The 18,269-nt window shown below is 69.0% G+C and carries 21 protein-coding genes and 1 riboswitch; of the genes, 9 read left to right on the top strand and 12 right to left on the bottom strand.

Annotated elements, in window-relative coordinates; translation table 11 throughout:
* Window positions 1–45 precede the first annotated feature (45 nt).
* Window positions 46–534 carry a pyridoxamine 5'-phosphate oxidase family protein gene (locus LF262_RS11170; RefSeq protein WP_235780471.1) on the top strand — a complete coding sequence of 163 codons (489 nt, stop codon included), beginning with the start codon at window positions 46–48 and terminating at the stop codon, window positions 532–534.
* Here LF262_RS11170 and LF262_RS11165 read toward each other — a convergent pair.
* Window positions 503–895 carry a DMT family transporter gene (locus tag LF262_RS11165; protein WP_235780470.1) on the bottom strand — a complete coding sequence of 131 codons (393 nt, stop codon included), beginning with the start codon at window positions 893–895 and terminating at the stop codon, window positions 503–505. The two genes, LF262_RS11170 and LF262_RS11165, sit on opposite strands and share 32 nt — an antisense overlap.
* 2 nt (window positions 896–897) lie before the next feature.
* Window positions 898–1,212: a DMT family transporter gene (locus tag LF262_RS11160; protein WP_235780469.1), complete on the bottom strand. Its 315-nt coding sequence runs from the start codon at window positions 1,210–1,212 to the stop codon at window positions 898–900.
* A gap of 12 nt (window positions 1,213–1,224) precedes the next feature.
* Window positions 1,225–1,288, bottom strand: a riboswitch (guanidine-III (ykkC-III) riboswitch).
* A gap of 97 nt (window positions 1,289–1,385) precedes the next feature.
* On the opposite strand from LF262_RS11160, the gene LF262_RS11155 reads away from it, so the two are divergent.
* The 3 genes from LF262_RS11155 (at window position 1,386) to LF262_RS11145 (ending at window position 3,007) form a co-directional block, all read left to right on the top strand.
* Window positions 1,386–1,787, top strand: a complete 402-nt coding sequence (locus LF262_RS11155) for a YccF domain-containing protein (protein ID WP_235780468.1) — start codon at window positions 1,386–1,388, stop codon at window positions 1,785–1,787.
* Window positions 1,788–1,867: 80 nt separating this feature from the next.
* Entirely contained in the window at window positions 1,868–2,464 is a 597-nt protein-coding gene (locus LF262_RS11150; protein ID WP_235780467.1) for a YceI family protein, read from the top strand.
* A gap of 18 nt (window positions 2,465–2,482) precedes the next feature.
* Window positions 2,483–3,007 (top strand): 2'-5' RNA ligase family protein, encoded by a 525-nt coding sequence (locus LF262_RS11145; protein ID WP_235780466.1) that lies wholly within the window; start codon window positions 2,483–2,485, stop codon window positions 3,005–3,007.
* A 46-nt stretch (window positions 3,008–3,053) separates the two neighbouring features.
* Here LF262_RS11145 and LF262_RS11140 read toward each other — a convergent pair whose 3' ends face one another.
* A complete protein-coding gene (locus LF262_RS11140) occupies window positions 3,054–3,308 on the bottom strand; it encodes a hypothetical protein (RefSeq protein WP_235780465.1) in 255 nt (84 codons plus the stop codon).
* Window positions 3,309–3,327: 19 nt separating this feature from the next.
* Here LF262_RS11140 and LF262_RS11135 point away from each other — a divergent pair, with 19 nt between their 5' ends.
* Entirely contained in the window at window positions 3,328–3,570 is a 243-nt protein-coding gene (locus LF262_RS11135) for a hypothetical protein (RefSeq protein ID WP_235780464.1), read from the top strand.
* Window positions 3,567–5,708, top strand: a complete 2,142-nt coding sequence (locus tag LF262_RS11130; protein ID WP_235780463.1) for a hypothetical protein — start codon at window positions 3,567–3,569, stop codon at window positions 5,706–5,708. The genes LF262_RS11135 and LF262_RS11130 overlap by 4 nt, the downstream gene beginning before the upstream one ends.
* 35 nt (window positions 5,709–5,743) lie before the next feature.
* Here the strand turns inward: LF262_RS11130 and LF262_RS11125 are convergent, their stop codons facing one another.
* Window positions 5,744–6,655, bottom strand: a complete 912-nt coding sequence (locus LF262_RS11125; RefSeq protein ID WP_235780462.1) for a DUF4031 domain-containing protein — start codon at window positions 6,653–6,655, stop codon at window positions 5,744–5,746.
* A 165-nt stretch (window positions 6,656–6,820) separates the two neighbouring features.
* On the opposite strand from LF262_RS11125, the gene clpB reads away from it, so the two are divergent.
* Window positions 6,821–9,454: an ATP-dependent chaperone ClpB gene (clpB, locus tag LF262_RS11120; protein ID WP_235780461.1), complete on the top strand. Its 2,634-nt coding sequence runs from the start codon at window positions 6,821–6,823 to the stop codon at window positions 9,452–9,454.
* Between the two features lie 83 nt (window positions 9,455–9,537).
* Here the strand turns inward: clpB and LF262_RS11115 are convergent, their stop codons facing one another.
* Window positions 9,538–9,942, bottom strand: coding sequence for a septum formation family protein (locus LF262_RS11115; protein WP_235780460.1), 405 nt, complete (start codon window positions 9,940–9,942; stop codon window positions 9,538–9,540).
* A gap of 492 nt (window positions 9,943–10,434) precedes the next feature.
* On the opposite strand from LF262_RS11115, the gene LF262_RS11110 reads away from it, so the two are divergent.
* Both LF262_RS11110 and LF262_RS11105 read left to right on the top strand, forming a co-directional pair.
* Window positions 10,435–10,665, top strand: coding sequence for a DUF3073 domain-containing protein (locus LF262_RS11110; protein WP_235780459.1), 231 nt, complete (start codon window positions 10,435–10,437; stop codon window positions 10,663–10,665).
* The gene (locus tag LF262_RS11105) at window positions 10,631–11,614 is read left to right on the top strand and encodes an NAD-dependent protein deacetylase (RefSeq protein WP_235780458.1); all 984 of its coding nucleotides are present in this window, start codon (window positions 10,631–10,633) and stop codon (window positions 11,612–11,614) included. Before LF262_RS11110 ends, LF262_RS11105 begins: the two co-directional genes overlap by 35 nt.
* Here the strand turns inward: LF262_RS11105 and LF262_RS11100 are convergent.
* The 7 genes from LF262_RS11100 to LF262_RS11070 form a co-directional block, all read right to left on the bottom strand.
* Window positions 11,595–12,815, bottom strand: coding sequence for a cytochrome P450 (locus tag LF262_RS11100; RefSeq protein ID WP_235780457.1), 1,221 nt, complete (start codon window positions 12,813–12,815; stop codon window positions 11,595–11,597). The genes LF262_RS11105 and LF262_RS11100 overlap by 20 nt on opposite strands.
* Window positions 12,816–12,977: 162 nt before the next feature.
* Window positions 12,978–14,168, bottom strand: coding sequence for a phosphoribosylformylglycinamidine cyclo-ligase (purM, locus tag LF262_RS11095; protein WP_235780456.1), 1,191 nt, complete (start codon window positions 14,166–14,168; stop codon window positions 12,978–12,980).
* Window positions 14,165–15,784 carry an amidophosphoribosyltransferase gene (gene purF / locus LF262_RS11090; RefSeq protein ID WP_235780455.1) on the bottom strand — a complete coding sequence of 540 codons (1,620 nt, stop codon included), beginning with the start codon at window positions 15,782–15,784 and terminating at the stop codon, window positions 14,165–14,167. Before purF ends, purM begins: the two co-directional genes overlap by 4 nt.
* A 60-nt stretch (window positions 15,785–15,844) precedes the next feature.
* Window positions 15,845–16,240, bottom strand: coding sequence for a hypothetical protein (locus LF262_RS11085; RefSeq protein ID WP_235780454.1), 396 nt, complete (start codon window positions 16,238–16,240; stop codon window positions 15,845–15,847).
* Between the two features lie 22 nt (window positions 16,241–16,262).
* Window positions 16,263–17,180, bottom strand: a complete 918-nt coding sequence (locus LF262_RS11080) for an MvdC/MvdD family ATP grasp protein (RefSeq protein ID WP_235780453.1) — start codon at window positions 17,178–17,180, stop codon at window positions 16,263–16,265.
* Window positions 17,177–17,950 carry a hypothetical protein gene (locus tag LF262_RS11075; RefSeq protein WP_235780452.1) on the bottom strand — a complete coding sequence of 258 codons (774 nt, stop codon included), beginning with the start codon at window positions 17,948–17,950 and terminating at the stop codon, window positions 17,177–17,179. The genes LF262_RS11080 and LF262_RS11075 overlap by 4 nt, the downstream gene beginning before the upstream one ends.
* 7 nt (window positions 17,951–17,957) lie before the next feature.
* Window positions 17,958–18,269 (bottom strand): hypothetical protein (locus LF262_RS11070; RefSeq protein WP_235780451.1); only part of this gene is annotated, 312 nt, incomplete at its 5' end.

Raw genomic sequence — 18,269 nt, 5'->3', positions numbered from 1 at the left:
CGTAGGGCCCTAAGTCCCTGAGTGGACGAGTCATAGACTGGCTGCATGAGCACGCACGAGAGCCGCACGAACCCGACCCAGTCCGAAGGCGTCCGCAACCTCTCTCCAGAGGACGCGTGGGACCGCACCCGCACCATGGTCGTCGGCCGGCTGGCCTTCAGCGGCGGCGATCGGATCGAACTCTTCCCCATCAACTACCTGGTGGACCGCGGAACCGTGCTCTTCCGCACCGCGCCGGGCACCAAGCTCGCGGCCTCCATGGAGCACCTCCCCGTGGTGTTCGAGGTGGACGGCTATGAGGCGGAGGCCAACGAGGCGTGGTCCGTTGTAGTCCACGGAGTGCTTGAGCCCGTGCTGGACACCTCCGAGATCGTCGAGGCCGTCGCGCTGCCGCTGTTCCCCTGGCAGTCTGGGGAGAAGGCATTCTTCGTGCGGATCGTCCCGGCGGAGGTCACGGGCCGGCAGTTCCGTGTGGCCGACCCTTCCCGCTGGGTCTCGCAGTTCACTGGAGGTCCCCGGGCCTCGGCGGAGTAGCGCCCGGCGTCGCCGCCGCGTCCCCCGGGACCGCGGCGGCGTCCCGCGCCCCCAGGGCCTTGAGCCAGGCCGAGCACGCGACAATACCGGCGATGAGCGCGAGCTTCGGCCAGCTGAACGCCTCGGCTCCTGTCAGCATGGCCCACCCAACGGTGAGAGATGCGCCCACGCCTACCCATACGGCGTAGGCCGTCGCGAGTGGAATGCGCCGCATCGCATAGGCGAGGCCAGCCATGCTCGCGGCCGTGGCCACGGCAAACAGGATCGAGGGCCCGAGCCGCGTGAAGCCCTCGGAGGCCGAGAGCGCCGTGGCCCACACCGCCTCGAGCACTGCAGAGCACAGGAGAACGAGCCACGCCATTGCTAGCCCACCGCCTTGAGCCCGGCGACGCACGCGGCGATGCCCAGGAGCGCGAGGATGCGTGCCGCCGTCGTCCGCTCGAGGCGCCGGACCATCGCGTAGACAGCGGTGAGCACCACTCCCACCCCGACCCAGACTGCATAGCCAGTGCCGACGGGGATCTCGATCAGCGCCCATGCCAGCCCGCCCATGCTCGCCGCCAACGCGCACGCGAAGACGAGCGTGGGCAGCGGCGCGCGGAGGCCGCGTGAGCGTTCGAGGGCTGCGGCCCACACGGCCTCGAGGGCGCCGGAACCGAGAAGGACGAGCCAGGACATGAGGAACCCTTTCCTGCCAGTCTTGTCGCTTTCCGGGTACTGGGTTCCCTCGTCCGGGAGGCCTGAACGCCTCTTCCCCTAGGCTAGCAACCGGTCGCCCTTCCAGCGGAGGGCGGGGACCGAAGACCGGGAGGACTACTGCCGGCGGCCGTATTAGCGGCAGACTGGTGACTATGAAGACCCTTCTGAATCTCATCTGGTTCATCTTCGGCGGCTTCGTCCTGGCCCTCGGATACTTCCTCGCCGGTGTGGTCTGCTGTGCGCTGATCATCACCATCCCGTGGGGCATCGCCTCCTTCCGCATCGCCTCGTATGCCCTCTGGCCGTTCGGGCGCACCATCGTGGACAGGGGCGGCCGTGTCGGGGCCGCGTCCACGGTCGGCAACATCATCTGGCTGCTCGTGGCAGGAATCTGGATCGCGATCGGCCACGTCGCGACCGCGATTGCCATGGCGTCAACGATCGTCGGCATTCCGCTGGCCATCGCGAACCTCAAGCTCATCCCGGTCTCGCTCATGCCCCTGGGCAAGGAGATCGTGCCCTCAAAACGGCTGCTGGCAAGCTACGGCTACTGAGGCGGCGCGTCGAGGTAGTTGCCCCGCTCTTGGACTACGCGGATAGCGCACTATAGGTTTGACCTGATAAGGAGGCACGAATGCCCGAACTCGATAGTTCACTTGCCGGCGAGTGGAAGTTGGATCCTGCCCACACGAGGGTCGGCTTCTCGACGCGGCATGCGATGGTCACCAAGGTCCGCGGCGCGTTCAATGACGTCGAAGGCGTCATCAACGTCGACGTCGACGAGCCGACAAACTCGTCCGTCAACGTCACCATCAAGGTGGCGAGCATCGACACCCGCAATGCGCAGCGTGACGAGCACCTGCGCACGAACGACTTCTTCGATGCCCCGCACTACCCGGAGATCACGTTCCGTTCGAAGCGCATCGACCAGGTCGAGGACAACAGCTTCATCGTCAACGGCGACCTGACGATTCGCGGTGTGACGAAGGAGATCGCCGTTCCGATCGAGTTCGTTGGCATCGAGACGGACCCCTTCGGCAATATGCGTGCTGGCTTCGAAGGCTCCCGCCGGATCGACCGCAAGGACTTCGGCGTCAACTGGAATGCCGCGCTCGATTCGGGCGGTGTCCAGGTCTCCGACCGGATCCTGCTCGAGTTCGAGGTCTCGGCCATCAAGACGGTGGCCGAGGCTGGCGAGCAGGCCGCGTCCGATCAGGCCGAGCGCAGCTGACCCCTGAAGGGCGATGTCGTGAGCGGCGACCACGGGGGTCTGCAGCCCTTCGTTGTCGTCGCTTTCGTCGAGCCCGCAGGGGTGGGACAGCGCTTCGGCAAGCGGCATTGGCCGCTCCACGTGACATTGCTGCGCTTTGACATGGCCCCGGAGGCCGCCGTTCTGGCGGTTGCCGGGGCTTTTTCGTCTCCGCAAGCAGTCGAGCCGCTCCGTGTCCGGGTAGGAAAGGATGCGGATTTCGGCTACCGCGGCCGGGTGCGGGTCTCCCTTGTCGAGGAGGACGCCGCGCTGCAGGCGCTGCATGATCGCATCCGGCAGGCTGTCGAGGCTGCCGGAGGGCGAATCCACAGTCCTCAGCACACGGGGCGCGGATTCCGCCCTCACATATCGGTCCAAGGGGGGCGCCGCGTGCATGAAGGCCAGGAGGTCCTCCTCGAGTCCGTCTCCCTTGTCCATATGGCGCCAGCCGGAGACGCGGAATGGCGCCTGCCCGTCGCCGCCTGGCGGGCGGGAGACGTCGAGGGGACGGTTTCCAGGAAATAATTCCAGTCAATGGTGGTATGCGGCTGCCTTTGCATTTAGTCTCTGCTCAGGAGCGCTGCAGGGGGGCTCCCTGACCTGAGGGGGGCCGGGTGAAGCGAGCGGTATGCGCCATTCTCGCAGCCACTGCAGCGTTCGGACTGAGCGCCTGCACGCCCGGCGGCGGGACGGACGGAGCTTCGCCCTCCAGCGCCGTCCCCTCCGGGACGAGCACGACGACGCGATCGCCGAGCGCATCCGGCTCGCCGTCGGCGTCGTCCGCCACGCCGACGAGCCCTGCAAGCGATGCTGTCTCCGCGGGCACTCTTCAAAAGGCCCAGTGCGTGGACCAGGGCGGTGGCTCCTGGCTCTTCACGGGCAGGCTGCACAACGCGAGCGGAAGCCGCATGACGATCACCGTCGCCGTGGCGCTGACCTCGAACGCCGGGGCCCTTGTGGTGGGGCACAGTTCCTACTCTGAGACGCTCGCCCCCGGGGAACAGCGTGACGTTTCCCTCCCGCTCTCTGCCGGCGCCGCGACCTCGGCAGACTGCAGCTTTGTCGCATCCCAGGAGGTAATGCCGTGAGACGTGCCCTCATCAGCCTCCTCGCCGCCGTGGCCCTGATGGCGGGATCAGGCACGCCCGTGTACGCCGATGGCGCTACGCCGAGCCCCCAGCAGGCCGTGGTGAGCGAGGCGTCGGCCACGGCCCCCGCGCCCACCCAACCCAGCCCCAATGTCGTGAGCGACCCGGGAGCCACGGCGTCAGCGCCCGCTCCCTCGACGCCCACATCCTCGGTCGCGGCGGTGCCCCCTACAACGGCGGCCGGACCGACGACGCCGAGCCCCGCCCCGAGCGGCGTCTCGACGGGCGGGCCCTCCCAGGCCAGCCCCACGACGCCGTCCGTTCAGGCCGCCGCTCCGAGTGCGGCCGCGGCCACTCCCGTCCCGGTGTCTCCCGGGGTGGCGGCGATCGCCACCAAGTACGCCGAGCTGGGAGGTCCCAGCGGCCGGTTGGGGGCGGCCAGCGGAGATCCGGTCTGCACGGCTGACGGTGGCTGCTACCAGATCTTCTCAGGCGGCCGGATCTACTGGAGCCAGGCAACCGGGGCATGGTCGGTGACAGGCAGAGTACTCACCGCGTACCTCGCTGCAGGTGAGCCGGGCGCCGGGGTGGCGGGGTATCCCATCGCGGACACGGAGACCCTGAGCGCCTCGGCGGAGTGGCAGGCGTTCCAGCGCGCGGCACTCTATGCGGGCGATGCCACAGGATCCTGGTTCGCGCTCGGCTCTATCGGCGCGAAATATCAGGCGCTGGGCGGGCCCGCGGGTCGTATGGGCATGCCGACGGGCCCCGAAACGTGCGGATTGCGCTCGGGCGGCTGCTACCAGATGTACGAGAACGGCGCGATCGTCTGGTCCTCCAGCACGGGGGCCCGGATCTCGGTCGGGGCGATCCGCCGCGCGTGGGCCGCGTACGGCTATGAGAACGGCCGAATGGGCTACCCCATCACCGACGAGGTCTGCGGCCTGCGGTCGGGCGGGTGCTACCAGATGTACGAGGGCGGAGCCATCGTCTGGTCGCCTGGTACGGGGGCGCATATCTCGGTGGGGGGAATCCGCGACACGTGGGCCGCGTACGGCTATGAGAACGGCCGGATGGGCTACCCCACCACCGACGAGGTGTGCGGCCTGCGGTCGGGTGGGTGCTACCAGTCCTATGAGGCGGGGGCGATCGTCTGGTCGCCTGGTACGGGGGCGCATATCTCGGTCGGGGGAATCCGCGGCACGTGGGCCGCGTACGGCTATGAGAACGGCCGGATGGGCTACCCCACCACCGACGAGGTCTGCGGCCTCCGTGACGGAGGCTGCTACCAGATGTACGAGGGCGGAGCCATTGTCTGGTCGGCGGGTACGGGGGCGCATATCTCGGTGGGGGGAATCCGCGACGCGTGGGCCGGGCAGGGCTATGAGAACGGCTGGCTCCGCTACCCGACTACCGATGAGATCTGCTCCGGGTCGGACTGCATCCAGAGGTTCCAGGGCGGCGCCATCTCGTGGCGCAACGGGACCGCCCGCACCTACGGCTACAACGAGTGCGACTACCTCAACGATTCGCGCTCGGTGTACTCCAGCCAGGGTGCGCGATCAGTGACGTTCGCGGTCGCCGAGGCCTACGGGAGCTCCAGCGCATGGATCATCCGCTGCATGAACATTGCAGGTATCTACGTGAACGACTGGGCTACGCCGGGCACTGTCGGTGCCAGCGGATTCAAGGCGCCCGGCGTTCCTTCCGGTCCTACCCGCGACCTCTACTCGCCCAGTGGCAGCTACTCGATGACTGATGCGTTCGGGCTCGGGAATCCGGGAACGGCGCTGAACTACATCAACCTCAATCCCAACAGCCGCTGGGGCGGCAATCCATGGACGCCGACGTACAACACGTACTTCGAGTCCTCGAGCTGGGTGGGGTACGACGAGAACATGTGGTACTTCGCCACCCGCCCCCAGCACGACTACCGCCAGGGTGCGGTGATCAACTACAACCGGCCGCCGGACAGTGACATCGTCCAGGACGCGGGCTTCGCGATCTTCCTGCACGAGAACCCCGTCCCCACTGCAGGATGCGTCGCTATTCCCGATTGGTACATGGTGGACTGGCTCCAGAAGGCGGTTCCCGGCGACCGCTTCATCATGGGCGTGCGGGGGGACATTTTCCGGTAGGCGCTCAGCCGCCCGTCCCGCGAGATCCGGGGGCCTCAGCCTTCCAGCCAGGACCCGTTGCGGAGCTCGGCGCGGAGGTTCTCGTGCGCCCGGCCGCTCCACAGCGCGCGCGCCGGCTCCGTGTGGAACAGGGGATCGAGGCCCAGAAGGTGCTCGAGCACGGCGGCCCGGCCCGCCCGGAACTCCTCGTCGGGCACATGGCCGAACTCCTCGCGGACCTGCGCCGCGTACCGTCGGTAGCCGTGGGCGTCCCGGCCCAGCACCGCAAGGTCCGCGTCGCACAGGAGCTGCCCGGCGGCGTCGTGCGCCTCGGGGGAGTGCTGGGAGGTGAGCCGCACGAGTCGGCCCACCTCGCCGATCTCCGCGTCGGGGAGCCCCGCCTCGGCGAGGCGGTGCTCCGCGAGGCGCGCGGAATCCTCCTCATCGGCACCCGGGGCCGCCGCCGTGGCGCTGTACACCGCGTCGTGGAACCATCCGGCGAGCACGACGGCGCGCGGTACGTCCCGGGGGGACTCCTTGCGGGCGGCAATCCTCTCGAGGGAGGTCAGGACGGCGAAGAGGTGCGCTCGTGTGTGGTAGCGCCGGTGCGGCTCGGCCCACCGTGTCAGGAGTTCCCGGCCCAGGTCCTGACGGCCCGGCAGGAGGGCCTGCCACCGCTGGATGAGCGGGAGTTCGAGCGCCTTGGCCCGCTCGCGGGCGGGCACGCGCAGGCCCGAGGCGATGAGCGCGCGGGCGAGATCCCGCCCGCTGACCTCCATGGCGCCCCGGGCCACGAGCTCGGCGTGGCGGCGTTCCGGGACGTCGTAGTGGTCCTCGTCGAAGGCACGCTCGGGGATGCCTGCCGCGGCGGCGAATGCGTGCAGTTCCGCGAGGGACAGGTCGGAGACGAGGTGCGCGAACACTGTCCCGTGCGCGGGCCAGACCGGTGAGTCGATGAGGATCGCCATGGGGACAAGCATCCCACCCCGTGAGACCCGGGACTTGGTCCCCTCGATTCGAGTGATCAATTTGCCGCGATAAGTTGAGTCGCCTACACTCAACTTAGATGCGTTGACCTTGATAAGGGCATCGCGGTTGGATGGAGCTGGAAGCTGTGTGGAAGGGAACTCGTTTTGGACGTCAAATTCACCACGAAGAGCCAGGAGGCGCTCTCCGCGGCTGCCATGAACGCCTCGACGGCGGGCAACCCCCAGATTGAGCCTGCGCACCTCCTCAAGGCGCTCATGGACCAGCGCGACGGCGTCGCCGTCGCCCTCCTGCGAGCCACAGGCGCGGACCCGGATTCGGTGAGCGTCGCGGCCAGCACGGCCATCAAGGCCCTCCCGGCCAGCTCGGGCAGCACCGTGGCCCAGGCGCAGCTCAGCCGCCAAGGGCTGCAGGTCATCAGCGCCGCGCAGCAGCAGGCCGAGCAGATGGGGGACTCATTCGTCTCCACCGAGCACCTCCTGCTCGGGCTCGCGGCCGACGGCGGCGCGGTGGGCAAGGCGCTGCGTGACAACGGCGCAGCGCTCGAGTCGCTCAAAGCTGCGCTTCCCGGGGTGCGTGGCGACCGCAAGGTGGACTCCCCGGACCCTGAGGGGACTTTTCAGGCGCTCGAGAAGTACGGGACGGACCTTACCGCCATCGCCCGGTCCGGCAAGCTCGACCCGGTGATTGGACGCGACGCCGAGATCCGTCGCGTCATCCAGGTCCTCTCGCGCCGCACCAAGAACAACCCTGTGCTCATCGGGGAGCCGGGTGTGGGCAAGACGGCGGTGGTCGAGGGCCTTGCCCAGCGCATGGTGGCCGGCGACGTCCCCGAGAGCCTCCGCGGCAAGACACTCATCTCCCTCGACCTCGGATCGATGGTCGCAGGCGCGAAGTACCGCGGCGAATTCGAAGAGCGGCTCAAGGCCGTCCTCGAGGAGATCAAGGCCTCCGAGGGGCAGATCGTCACGTTCATCGACGAGATCCACACCGTGGTCGGCGCAGGAGCGACCGGGGACTCCTCGATGGACGCCGGCAACATGCTCAAGCCCATGCTGGCCCGCGGCGAGCTGCGGCTCATCGGCGCCACCACCCTCGACGAGTACCGCGAGAACATCGAGAAGGACGCCGCACTCGAGCGCCGTTTCCAGCAGGTGTTCGTGGGCGAGCCGAGCGTGGATGACACGATCGCGATTCTGCGCGGCCTCAAGGAGCGCTACGAGGCGCACCACAAGGTTGCCATCGCCGACTCGGCGCTCGTGGCGGCTGCGACCCTCTCGAACCGGTACATCTCCGGCCGCCAACTGCCGGACAAGGCCATCGACCTCGTCGACGAGGCCGCGTCACGGCTGCGGATGGAGATCGATTCGGCGCCAGAGGAGATCGACCAGCTCCGTCGCGCCGTCGACCGCCTCACCATGGAGGAGCTCGCCCTCGAGGGCGAGACGGACGCGGCGAGCCTCGAGCGGCTCGCGGCCCTCCGCGAGGACATGGCGGACAAGAAGGAGGAGCTCGCGGCGCTCAACGCACGCTGGGAGGCCGAGAAGGCCGGGCTCAACCGGGTCGGCGAGCTCAAGGCCAAGCTCGACGAGCTGCGCTCCCTGGCGGACAAGGCCCAGCGCGAGGGCGATCTCGGTGAGGCGTCCCGGATCCTGTACGGCGAGATCCCGACTCTCGAGCGAGAGCTCAAGGAGGCATCGGCAGCGGAGGAACAGGTCTCCGGAAAGGCCACTATGGTTGCCGAGGAGGTGACTGCGGACGACATCGCTGAGGTCATCTCAGCCTGGACCGGGATCCCTGCGGGGCGCATGCTCCAGGGCGAGAGCCAGAAGCTCCTGCACATGGAGGAGGAGCTCGGCAAGCGGCTGATCGGACAGACGAAGGCGGTCGCGGCTGTATCCGATGCCGTCCGGCGCGCCCGCGCGGGCATCAGCGACCCGAACCGGCCCACAGGCTCGTTCCTGTTCCTCGGCCCGACCGGCGTGGGCAAGACGGAGCTCGCCAAGGCCCTCGCGGACTTCCTGTTCGATGATGAGCGCGCCATGGTGCGCATCGACATGAGCGAGTACTCCGAGAAGCATGCGGTCGCGCGTCTCGTCGGTGCCCCTCCGGGCTACGTCGGATACGAGGAAGGCGGCCAGCTGACCGAGGCCGTGCGGCGCAGGCCGTACTCGGTGATCCTGCTCGACGAGGTTGAGAAGGCCCACCCCGAGGTGTTCGACATCCTCCTGCAGGTGCTCGACGACGGTCGCCTCACTGATGGCCAAGGGCGCACCGTGGACTTCCGCAACGTGATCCTGGTGCTGACCTCCAACCTCGGCAGCCAGTTCCTCGTGGAGCCCGAACTGAGCGACGCGTCAAAGCGGGATGCTGTGATGAGCGTTGTCAACGCCTCGTTCAAGCCCGAGTTCCTCAACCGCCTGGATGACGTGATCATGTTCGACGCGCTCTCGGTGGACGAGCTGTCCCAGATCGTCGAACTGCAGGTCGCCTCGCTCCAGGCCCGCCTGACCGAGCGTCGGCTCACCCTCGAGGTCAGTGACGGCGCCCGCGCATGGCTGGCCATGACCGGTTACGACCCCGCCTACGGCGCCCGCCCGCTCCGCCGGCTCGTGCAGCGCGAGATAGGCGACCGGCTTGCCCGGGAGATCCTCGCCGGGGAGGTCGTCGACGGGGACACCGTGGTGGTGGACGTCGCCGATGTCGAGGTGGACCTCAAGGACCTCACCGGTGCCACGAGCGGCCTGAGCGTCAAGCGGAAGGTGCCCGCGGTCCAGTAAGGGCGATCCGCGGCCCGGACGTCACTGCCACGGGGTGCAGGGCATTCGGGGTACAGCGGCCTTCGGGGTACAGCGGCAGGGGGTCAGCGGAGAACGGACGCGGTGAGCGTGTTCCCGTCGGTGCTCACGATGTAGCAGTCCATGCGGCGGTCTCCGCCCTTCCACCCGTCCTGGCTGGGATAGGCGGAGCGCTGCTTGAGGTGGCTCGTGTCCTGCGGGAGCGTGACGCCCGGGTCCTTGCACAGCTGCCCCGACCGCTGCGCGAGGGCCTCCCGGCCCGGGTACGCCTCGCTGTCGCTGGCCTTCTCGACGCCGACGAGCTGCGCTGAGTGGGCCGCCGTGCAGTCCACTTTGTCCCCCGAGTTGGCGGCGGCGTCGAAATCGGCGAAGCAGTCGCCCTTGGCGTAGGCAGTGACCTGCACCGAGGACTTGGGGGACCCGCCCGCCATGAGGGCGGAGATCCCCCAGACAATGAGTCCGACGGCCACCAGCGCCGCAAGCATATATACCGCTCCACGGCGCTGGCGCCGCCTCCGCAGCTCACGTCTCGTCAGGCCGGTCCCCGTCGCACCGGTCCTTTTTTTCGTGCCGCTCCCGGTCGCCTTACCGGTCGCGGAGCGGCCCTTCGCCGAAGGCTCGTTCCCGGACAGGCTGCCCGCCGAGAGCCTCTTCCAGGGCGGTCGAGGTTCCGTGCCCGCAGTGGGCGGATGCTGCCGATCAGCACCGCCGGGCTGGTGCTCGGGCTTCGGCGGTGGGGGCGGAAAATTGCCCCGGCGCGGCGCGTCGGGGAGCTTGGACGTGCTCATGCACTGGGCTCGCTTCCTTGTAGCTCACACGGCCAGTGGCCAGCGCCGCTCGAATACGCGCTACGGCACAATTACATGTAGTCTAGACCTACGACAAATTGATCAGACACTCTGGGGCCTCGCGAGCGTGCCTTCGCGACAACCTCCGGAACGACGCAAAGAGGGGGTCACGCCATGGGGCGCGGCCGTCAAAAGGCTAAGGCAACCAAGCAGGCCCGGGACATCAAGTACTACAGCCCGAGCACTGACTATGCGGCTCTCGAGCGCGAGCTGGGCTCGCAGGCCAGCCACTCTTCTCACCGGTACACCGATGATTCCGAGCCGGACTACTCGGAGTACGAGGACAAGTACGCGGATCAGTTTGCCGACGATGACGACGACGAGGGCTCTCGCCGGATCGGTTGAGCCCCTGAATCCGTTCGAGCACCCCGCCGTCGCCGGAGCGCACGCTGCAGCACTGCGCTCGATCGCGCGTGAGGTGACGGAGACCACTGAACCCCAGCCTCCCGCCGTCGCCTGCGCCGGTATTCTCGCGATGCTTCAGGCCCGCGGCGTGCTCGTGCTGACCGGCGCGGGGGTGTCCACGGCATCGGGGATTCCTGACTATCGCGGACCTCAGGGTTCGTGGCGCAAGCACCGGCCCATGACCTACCAGGAGTTCCGCCACGACCCGGCGGCACGCCATCGATACTGGGCGCGCAGCTACGTCGGCTGGCGGCACCTCAATCGTGCCGAGCCGAACCGGGCCCACCGGATCCTCGCCGACCTCGAAAGGCGCGGGTACGTGGCCGGAGTAGTGACCCAGAACGTGGACGGCCTGCACGCGGCGGCCGGAACACGCCGTCTGGTAACCCTCCACGGTGACCTGGACAAGGTCGTGTGCCTCAACTGCGGCAATGTAGAGGGTCGCATCAACCTCGACGAGCGTCTCGCGCAGGCCAACCCAGGCTACGCGGAGGCGGTCGCCCATGATCCCGCCACGGTCAACCCGGACGGCGACATCGAGCTTGACGCCCACTGGGTCGAGCGGTTCGTCATGGTCCCGTGCCTCGTCTGCGGATCCGACATGCTCAAGCCCGACGTCGTCTACTTCGGAGAGAGCGTCCCGCTCGAGCGGAAGGAGCGGGCGACGGCGATGCTCGCCTCCGCGCGCAGCCTCCTCGTGCTCGGGTCGTCCCTGGCGGTCATGAGCGGCTTCCGGTTCGTGCTGGACGCTGTCCGGGAGGGCAAGCCCGTCGGGATCGTCAACCAAGGGCCGAGCCGGGGGGATTCCCGGGCCGCATGGCGTTGGCGCGCGGACGTGGGCGAGGCCCTCGGGGAGCTCGAGGAGGGCCTCACCCAAGGCGCAGTGTGACGCTTCCCCAGCCCCCTGCGGGATAGGCGGCCCGTGCCGGCGGTGGGCCGGCAAGCTCGAGGGTCTGTGTCGCGCCGAGCAACTCCTGCATGAGCACGCTCAGCTCTAGCCGGGCCAGGGGCGCCCCCGGACACGCGTGGATGCCCTCCCCGTACAGCAGGTTGTCGGCCGGATTGCGGTCGAGCCTGAACTCGTCGGGATCGCCAAAGACGCGTTCGTCCCGGTTCGCGGAGGCCCAGAGCACCACAACGCGCTCCCCGGAGGGGATCCTCCGGCCCCCGAGGTCCACCTCTCGGGTGGTCCGGCGCCGGTTCGCGATCAGCGGCGCGTCGAGCCGGAGGATCTCGTCGCTCGCGAGGGCGAGCAGCGCGCCGTCGTGCCTCCGGCCCCGCAGGTCGGTCTGCACATCGGGGTTCGCGGCGAGGAACCGGGCAATGATCCCGACGCTGGCAGCGATCGTGCCGAGCTCGCCTACCGTCCAGTTGCGCACAATCGAGACGATCTCCTCGTCGGTGAGCAACCGGCCGTTGATCTCCTCGCCCAGCAGCTCGGCGGTCGCGTCGGGGGCCGTGCCCGTCGCCGCGCCCGTCGCCGCGCCCCCAGCGGCAGCCGACGGGCCACGCCGGAGATCGAGCTGCTCCCGGATGTACCCGTCGAACTCGAGGGCGATCGCGGACATCGCCGCACGGTCGAGTCTCAGCGTCGCGGCGTGGTTCTTCTTGGTCCATTCGCGCAGGGGACCGTGGAGCGTCTTCGGCCAGCCCATGAACGCACATTGCACCTCGTTCGCGAACGGTTCGGCGAGGGCTGCCATGACCTCCACCTCGGTGTGCCGGGGAAGCGCCGCGATGAGCCTGTGCGCGATCCCGCGGCAGGTGGGCTCAAAGGCGTGCATGCGCCACGGGGTGTAGTACTTGTCCACGATCGCCCGGTACGGGGCGTGCTCGGGCGGGTCCATGCCGTTGGGGACAGTCAGGTGCGCCGAGACGGCGTTGGAGAAGGTCCGAGGGTCCGCGAGGATTTCGCGGTTGTCCGCGTGGTTGAACACGGCCCAGTTGCCCTGCGCGCCGAGTGCCACGGGGCATCTCGCCCGCATGGCGTCGTACGCCGCGATCTGGTCCGCCTGGACTTCTGCAGTGCGGGGGTCCCAGTCGAAGGCTGGGACGGCATCGTGCGCGGTCTCCTGCGGCTTCTCCACCATGGCTCCACGCTGCCAGACGCTCCTGACACGGGGAAGTGCCGGTCCACCGGAATTCGGATCAGGACGGTGCGAGCGCCTTGGCGTACGCCTCGGTGACCGCTGGCTGACGCGCGGTCGCGCCAGACGATACGGGACGGCGCGAACTGGCCGCACGCGGGTGGATCAGGCGTAGGTGTTGACTAAGCGGACCGCGCCGCCGTCCACGCCCTTAGCGCCCTGGACGTAGTCGGGCCCAGCGGCCGCTGCGCGAGCAGCAGGACCGGCGAGGTCATCCGCGCCGACCTGTCCCATGACCCACGACGGCAGTCCACGCTCCGCGAGGCGGGCGAGGGCGGCGTCCGCGGCGTCGGGGGCGACGATCGCGACCATGCCCACACCGAGGTTCAGCGTGCGCTCGAGGTCGGCCTGGGGCACGTTGCCCGCCTCGGCGACGACCTTGAAGATGGCCGGGAGCTCCCATGTGGAGCGGTCCACGGTCGCAACGAGGCCCTTGGGCAGCACGCGCGCGAGGTTCGCGGCAAGGCCTCCGCCGGTGACATGCGAGAACCCGCGCAGCGACAGCTCGTCTCCGCCGGCAGTGCCGTTGAGCGCCCGCACGAGGTCGAGGCAGTCCGCGGCGTACACGCGGGTCGGCTCGAGCAGTTCCTCGCCGAGGGTGCGCCCGAGCTCGGAAACCTGGCGATCCAGCGCCCAGCCGGCGTGGTTGATGACCCGTCGCACCAGAGAGTAGCCGTTCGAGTGGATGCCCGAGGAAGCCATGCCGATCACGACGTCGCCTGCGCGCACGCGGTCGGGTCCGAGAAGGGCGTCCGCCTCGACGACACCGGTGGCCGCGCCCGCGACGTCGTACTCGCTCTCGCCGAGCAGGCCCGGATGCTCGGCGGTCTCGCCGCCCACGAGTGCGGTTCCCGCCACGGAGCACGCGGCCGCGATGCCGCGGACGATGTCAGCGATTCGCTCCGGGACGACCTTGCCGCACGCGATGTAGTCCGTCATGTACAGCGGCTCCGCGCCGACAACGACGATGTCGTCCACTACCATGCCGACGAGGTCGAAGCCGATCGTGTCGTGCACGTCCATCGCCTGCGCGATCGCGACCTTCGTTCCGACACCGTCGGTCGAGGTGGCGAGCAGCGGGCGCCTGAAGCCCGTGAGGCGCGAGACGTCGAACAATCCCGCAAAGCCGCCGACGCCGCCCAGCACCGAAGAGTTGTGGGTAGCCTTGACGGCGTCCTTCATGAGCTCGACGGCGCGGTCCCCGGCTTCGACGTCGACGCCGGCCGCGGCGTAGGTGATCGCTGGGGAGGCCATTCCCGTGCCGGCGCGAGACTGCTCGGGGGTGCGGGCGCTCATACGGTCTCTCTCCGGTCCGCGTCGCTCAGCAGGGGTTCGAATTCGGCGTCCGGGCCGGGATCGCAGCCGGTCGAGCCGGGGTGGCCACCGTCCTCTGCGTCTGGGACAGCGTCGACCGGGATCTCCGCCGGTGCAGCGCTGCCCCCAGCCGCATTCCGGCGCTCGAGGAGGTGCTTGCCGAGCTTGTCCGCGCTCGGCAACTCGATCGGGTACTGGCCGGTGAAGCACGCGGTGCACAGGCGCTCTCGCGGCTGCTGGGTGGCGGAGATCATGCCCTCTTCGGAGATGTACCCGAGCGAGTCGGCGCCGATGGCCTGGGAGATTTCGTGGATCGTGGCGCCGTTCGCGATGAGCTCGGCCCGCGAGGCGAAGTCGATGCCGTAGAAGCACGGCCACTTCACGGGCGGCGATGAGATCTTGACGTGGACCTCCTTGGCCCCGGCCTCGCGGAGCATGCGCACGATCGCGCGCTGCGTGTTCCCGCGCACGATCGAGTCGTCTACCACCACCACACGCTTGCCGCGGATCACGGACTCGAGTGCGTTGAGCTTGAGGCGGATGCCGAGCTGGCGCAGCGTCTGGGACGGTTGGATGAACGTGCGGCCCACGTAGGAGTTCTTGACGAACCCGTGCGCGAACGGGATGCCTGACTGCTCGGCGTAGCCGACTGCGGCGGGAGTTCCGGACTCGGGCACCGGGATCACGATGTCGGCGTCGTGCTGGTTCTCGCGGGCCAGCTGACGACCCATCTCGACGCGTGACTCGTACACCGAGCGCCCGGCGATTGCCGCGTCCGGGCGGGCAAGGTACACGTACTCGAAGACACACCCCGCCGGCGTGGGCTCGCCGAAGCGCTGGGAGCGGACGCCGTGCTCGTCGATCGCGATGAACTCGCCCGGCTCGATCTCGCGGATGAAGCTCGCCCCGACGGTTGCGAGGGCTGACTGCTCCGATGCGACAACCCAGCCTCGCTCGAGGCGCCCGAGGCACAGCGGGCGGATGCCGTAGGTGTCGCGGGCTGCGTAGACGGTGGTCTCGTCCATGAAGACGAAGCAGAAGCCGCCGCGGATCTTCGGGAGGAGCTCCATGGCGGTCTCCTCGAGCGTATGACCCTCCTGGCCATGCAGGAGTGCGGTGACGAGGGCCGTGTCCGACGTGTTGCCCTGCTTCATCTCGCCGGTCAGCTCGCCACCGGTGAGCTTGTCGATGGCCTTGTGGAGCTCTGCCGTGTTGGTCAGGTTTCCGTTGTGCGCTAGGGCCACGGTGCCGTTGGCGGTGGCTCCGAGCGTCGGCTGGGCGTTCGCCCAATGGCTTGAGCCGGTCGTCGAGTACCGGCAGTGCCCGACGGCGAGGTGGCCGGTCAGCGTGTTGAGGGTCGACTCGTCGAACACCTGGGACACGAGGCCCATGTCCTTGTACACGTTGATGCGTGTGCCGTCGCTCGTGGCGATTCCCGCGGACTCCTGTCCGCGGTGTTGGAGCGCATAGAGGCCGTAGTAGGTGAGCTTGGCGACTTCTTCGCCGGGCGCCCACACGCCGAAGACGCCACAGGCGTCTTGGGGGCCTTTGTCGAGGGGGTCTAAATCAAGGGAGAGGAGTCCGTCACCGCGTACCACTGGTTGATTGTCTCACGGCGCAGGCGATAGCCGGGCAGGTATCGCGTGGGCCACATCTTCTCAGGCGGATGCGCCGCCTTCTGTACGGTGGTCCGCCGACGCGTCGGTGGGATCGGCGGACGACGGCGCGGGGCCGGCGTCGTGCGTCTCCTCGCCCTGCGCGGGGGCGCCGGGAGCGGCGCTGGCGGGCTCCTCGACTTCCTCGACTGTGGCCCGCTCGGCGCGGCGCAGCGAGACGCGGTCCAGGATGAGGGCAACCACGGCGCCCACGAGCACTCCGCCGGCCGCGAAGAGGACCAGGAAGTAGCCGAACACCGATCCTTGCGTGTAGTCCTTCGGGGCCGGGACCGAGAAGGAGGTGGCCGCCGCGATGATCACGCCGAGGAGGCCGCCGGCCACGAGGAATGGGACGTACTTGGGGGCGCGGCGAACGGTGATCTGACGCTGGGTGGGCATGGAACAAGCGTACCCGCGTGCGTCAGGCGGCGAGCCAGTCTGCGATCGCCGCCGAGATCGGCTGGCCCGTGTGCTGCTCGTAGAAGCTGAACGCCGGTGACGGATTCACCTCGAAGCACACGATGCGCCCGCCTGGGGCCACGCGAAGGTCGATTCCCGCCAGAGGCAGGCCCAGCGCCTCGGCCAATGAGACGCAGCGCTCCTCGATGTCCGGGCTCAGCCGTGTGGCACGAAGGTCGGAGGTTCCCCCGTCCCGACTCGCATACCGGTAGTCCGTGCTGTCACTCTCGATGGCTGTCGCGAACACCTCGTGCCCTACCGCATGAACCCGGACGTCCACGCCCGGAACGTACTCCTGGAATTGGACGGGACACCATCTGACGAGGTCGAGCCTCGCCTCATCGGCGTCCGTGAACTCGCGCACGATCGACCGGATCCCGCTCGCCGACTTGTAGACGATCCTGCCGTAGCGCGCACGGAAGCGGAGGACCTCGGCCGGATCGTTCGTCACGAGCGTCGCCGGGACCGAGAACCCCGCCGCCGAGATCCGCTGGGCCTGGTACGGCTTGGACGCGTTCGATGCCTGCGGGCGTGCGCGGTTGAGCACGCGGGCCGGCGTCGCCTCGAGCCATTCGCCGAGCACGGTGTGGAAGCCCCGGCAGCGCACACGGTCTGGCGCGTCCGCAGGGAGACCGGCCAAGTCCGGCAGTCTCGAGTCGTCCATCAGCCTCACATAGGCTCCGTGGACGGCCTCAAGCGCGACCGTGGCCGCCGGGGTGTCGAGGTGCCCGGTCAGCCGCCTGCCGCCGACCTCGACTCGGAGGTCGCAGCCGGCCCAGTCCCGCTGGTCGACCATCAGGAATTTCGCGCGGCGAGCCTCGAGCCGCTCGAGAACGAGCCGCAGCGGGGGCTCCGAGGGGATGCCGAACAAGAGGATCACGGCGCCGCCCGTCCCGAGCGGGAGCCGACCGGCAAGCCGGACAGCGCCCCCGTGAGCACGGTGAGCCCTGCGGCACCGGCGACCCGCAGATCGGGCAGCAGCCCGATCTGGCTGATCCGGCCCAGGACGTCGAACTGGACACCGAGGGTGTCGGCATCCGCGAGGGACGCGAGGAGCGCGAGCTGCCGCGCCCGTTCCGGCGGCGCCGTCCCGAACACCTGTCCGCAGAGCACGACGGCGCTTCCCCCGCTGCCCGCCCCCGCGCCGAGGTCGTCGGACTCCACTGCGGGCGACGGACGGTCCGGAGTCAGAGCGAACGGACGGGTGCCGAGGCCCGCAGCCGACGCGAGCGCGGCCCACTCGGTCGGGTACCGCCACTCTCCCGCAAACCCGGCAGGATGAGGCTTGCCGATGAACGCCACGCCCTCGGCGGCCAGGGACGACAGCCACGATGTGGTGAGCGCCCGCAGCTCTTCGCGCGCATAGGCACGGTCTTCCGCAGGCAGGCCCGGCATCGTGGGGACGGGAATGTCGGCGAGCCGGTTCAGGATCCCTCTGACTGGTCGAGGTCCGTCCCGTCCAGTCCACGAGCGCCCCAGAGGCAGGTCGAGCTGGAGCCGGGTCCCGCCGTCGTCCACGGTGTGGACTACCCTCAGTGCGCAGACGAGCTCGGCGGCCGTGACGACGACCGCCTCCGCCCCGAGCAGCCGGAGGCCTCGGGCCGCCCAGACAGCGGAGGGGTCGCCGTCACCGCATAGGACGAGGATCATGGGGCCCCTAGCCGAGGCGCTCGGCGTCCTTGAGGTCCTTCTCATCCTTTGAACGCGCCTGCTGCGCCTGCACGTCGTCGTACGCTAGCGCGCCTGCGCCGAGATCGGGCCGCAGCGATTGGGCGATGAAGTGGCCCAACTCCTGCACGGTGCTCTCCAGTGCGGCGAGCCTCGCCTCCGTGTCCGAGGCGCCCGGGACGACGCCGCCGCCCAGGACGACCTCGGACAGCTTCTGGCCTATGTCCTGAATTTTCCCCTCGACTTCAGCCTTGCCGTCCTTGATGTCCTTCCGGAGCTCTTTGCCTTCCTTGATCTCGAT

Source organism: Sinomonas notoginsengisoli, assembly GCF_021554725.1.
Taxonomy (GTDB): Bacteria; Actinomycetota; Actinomycetes; order Actinomycetales; family Micrococcaceae; genus Sinomonas; species Sinomonas notoginsengisoli.
Note: the sequence above shows the minus strand (reverse complement) of the source record. Positions and strands in the feature narration are given on the sequence as shown.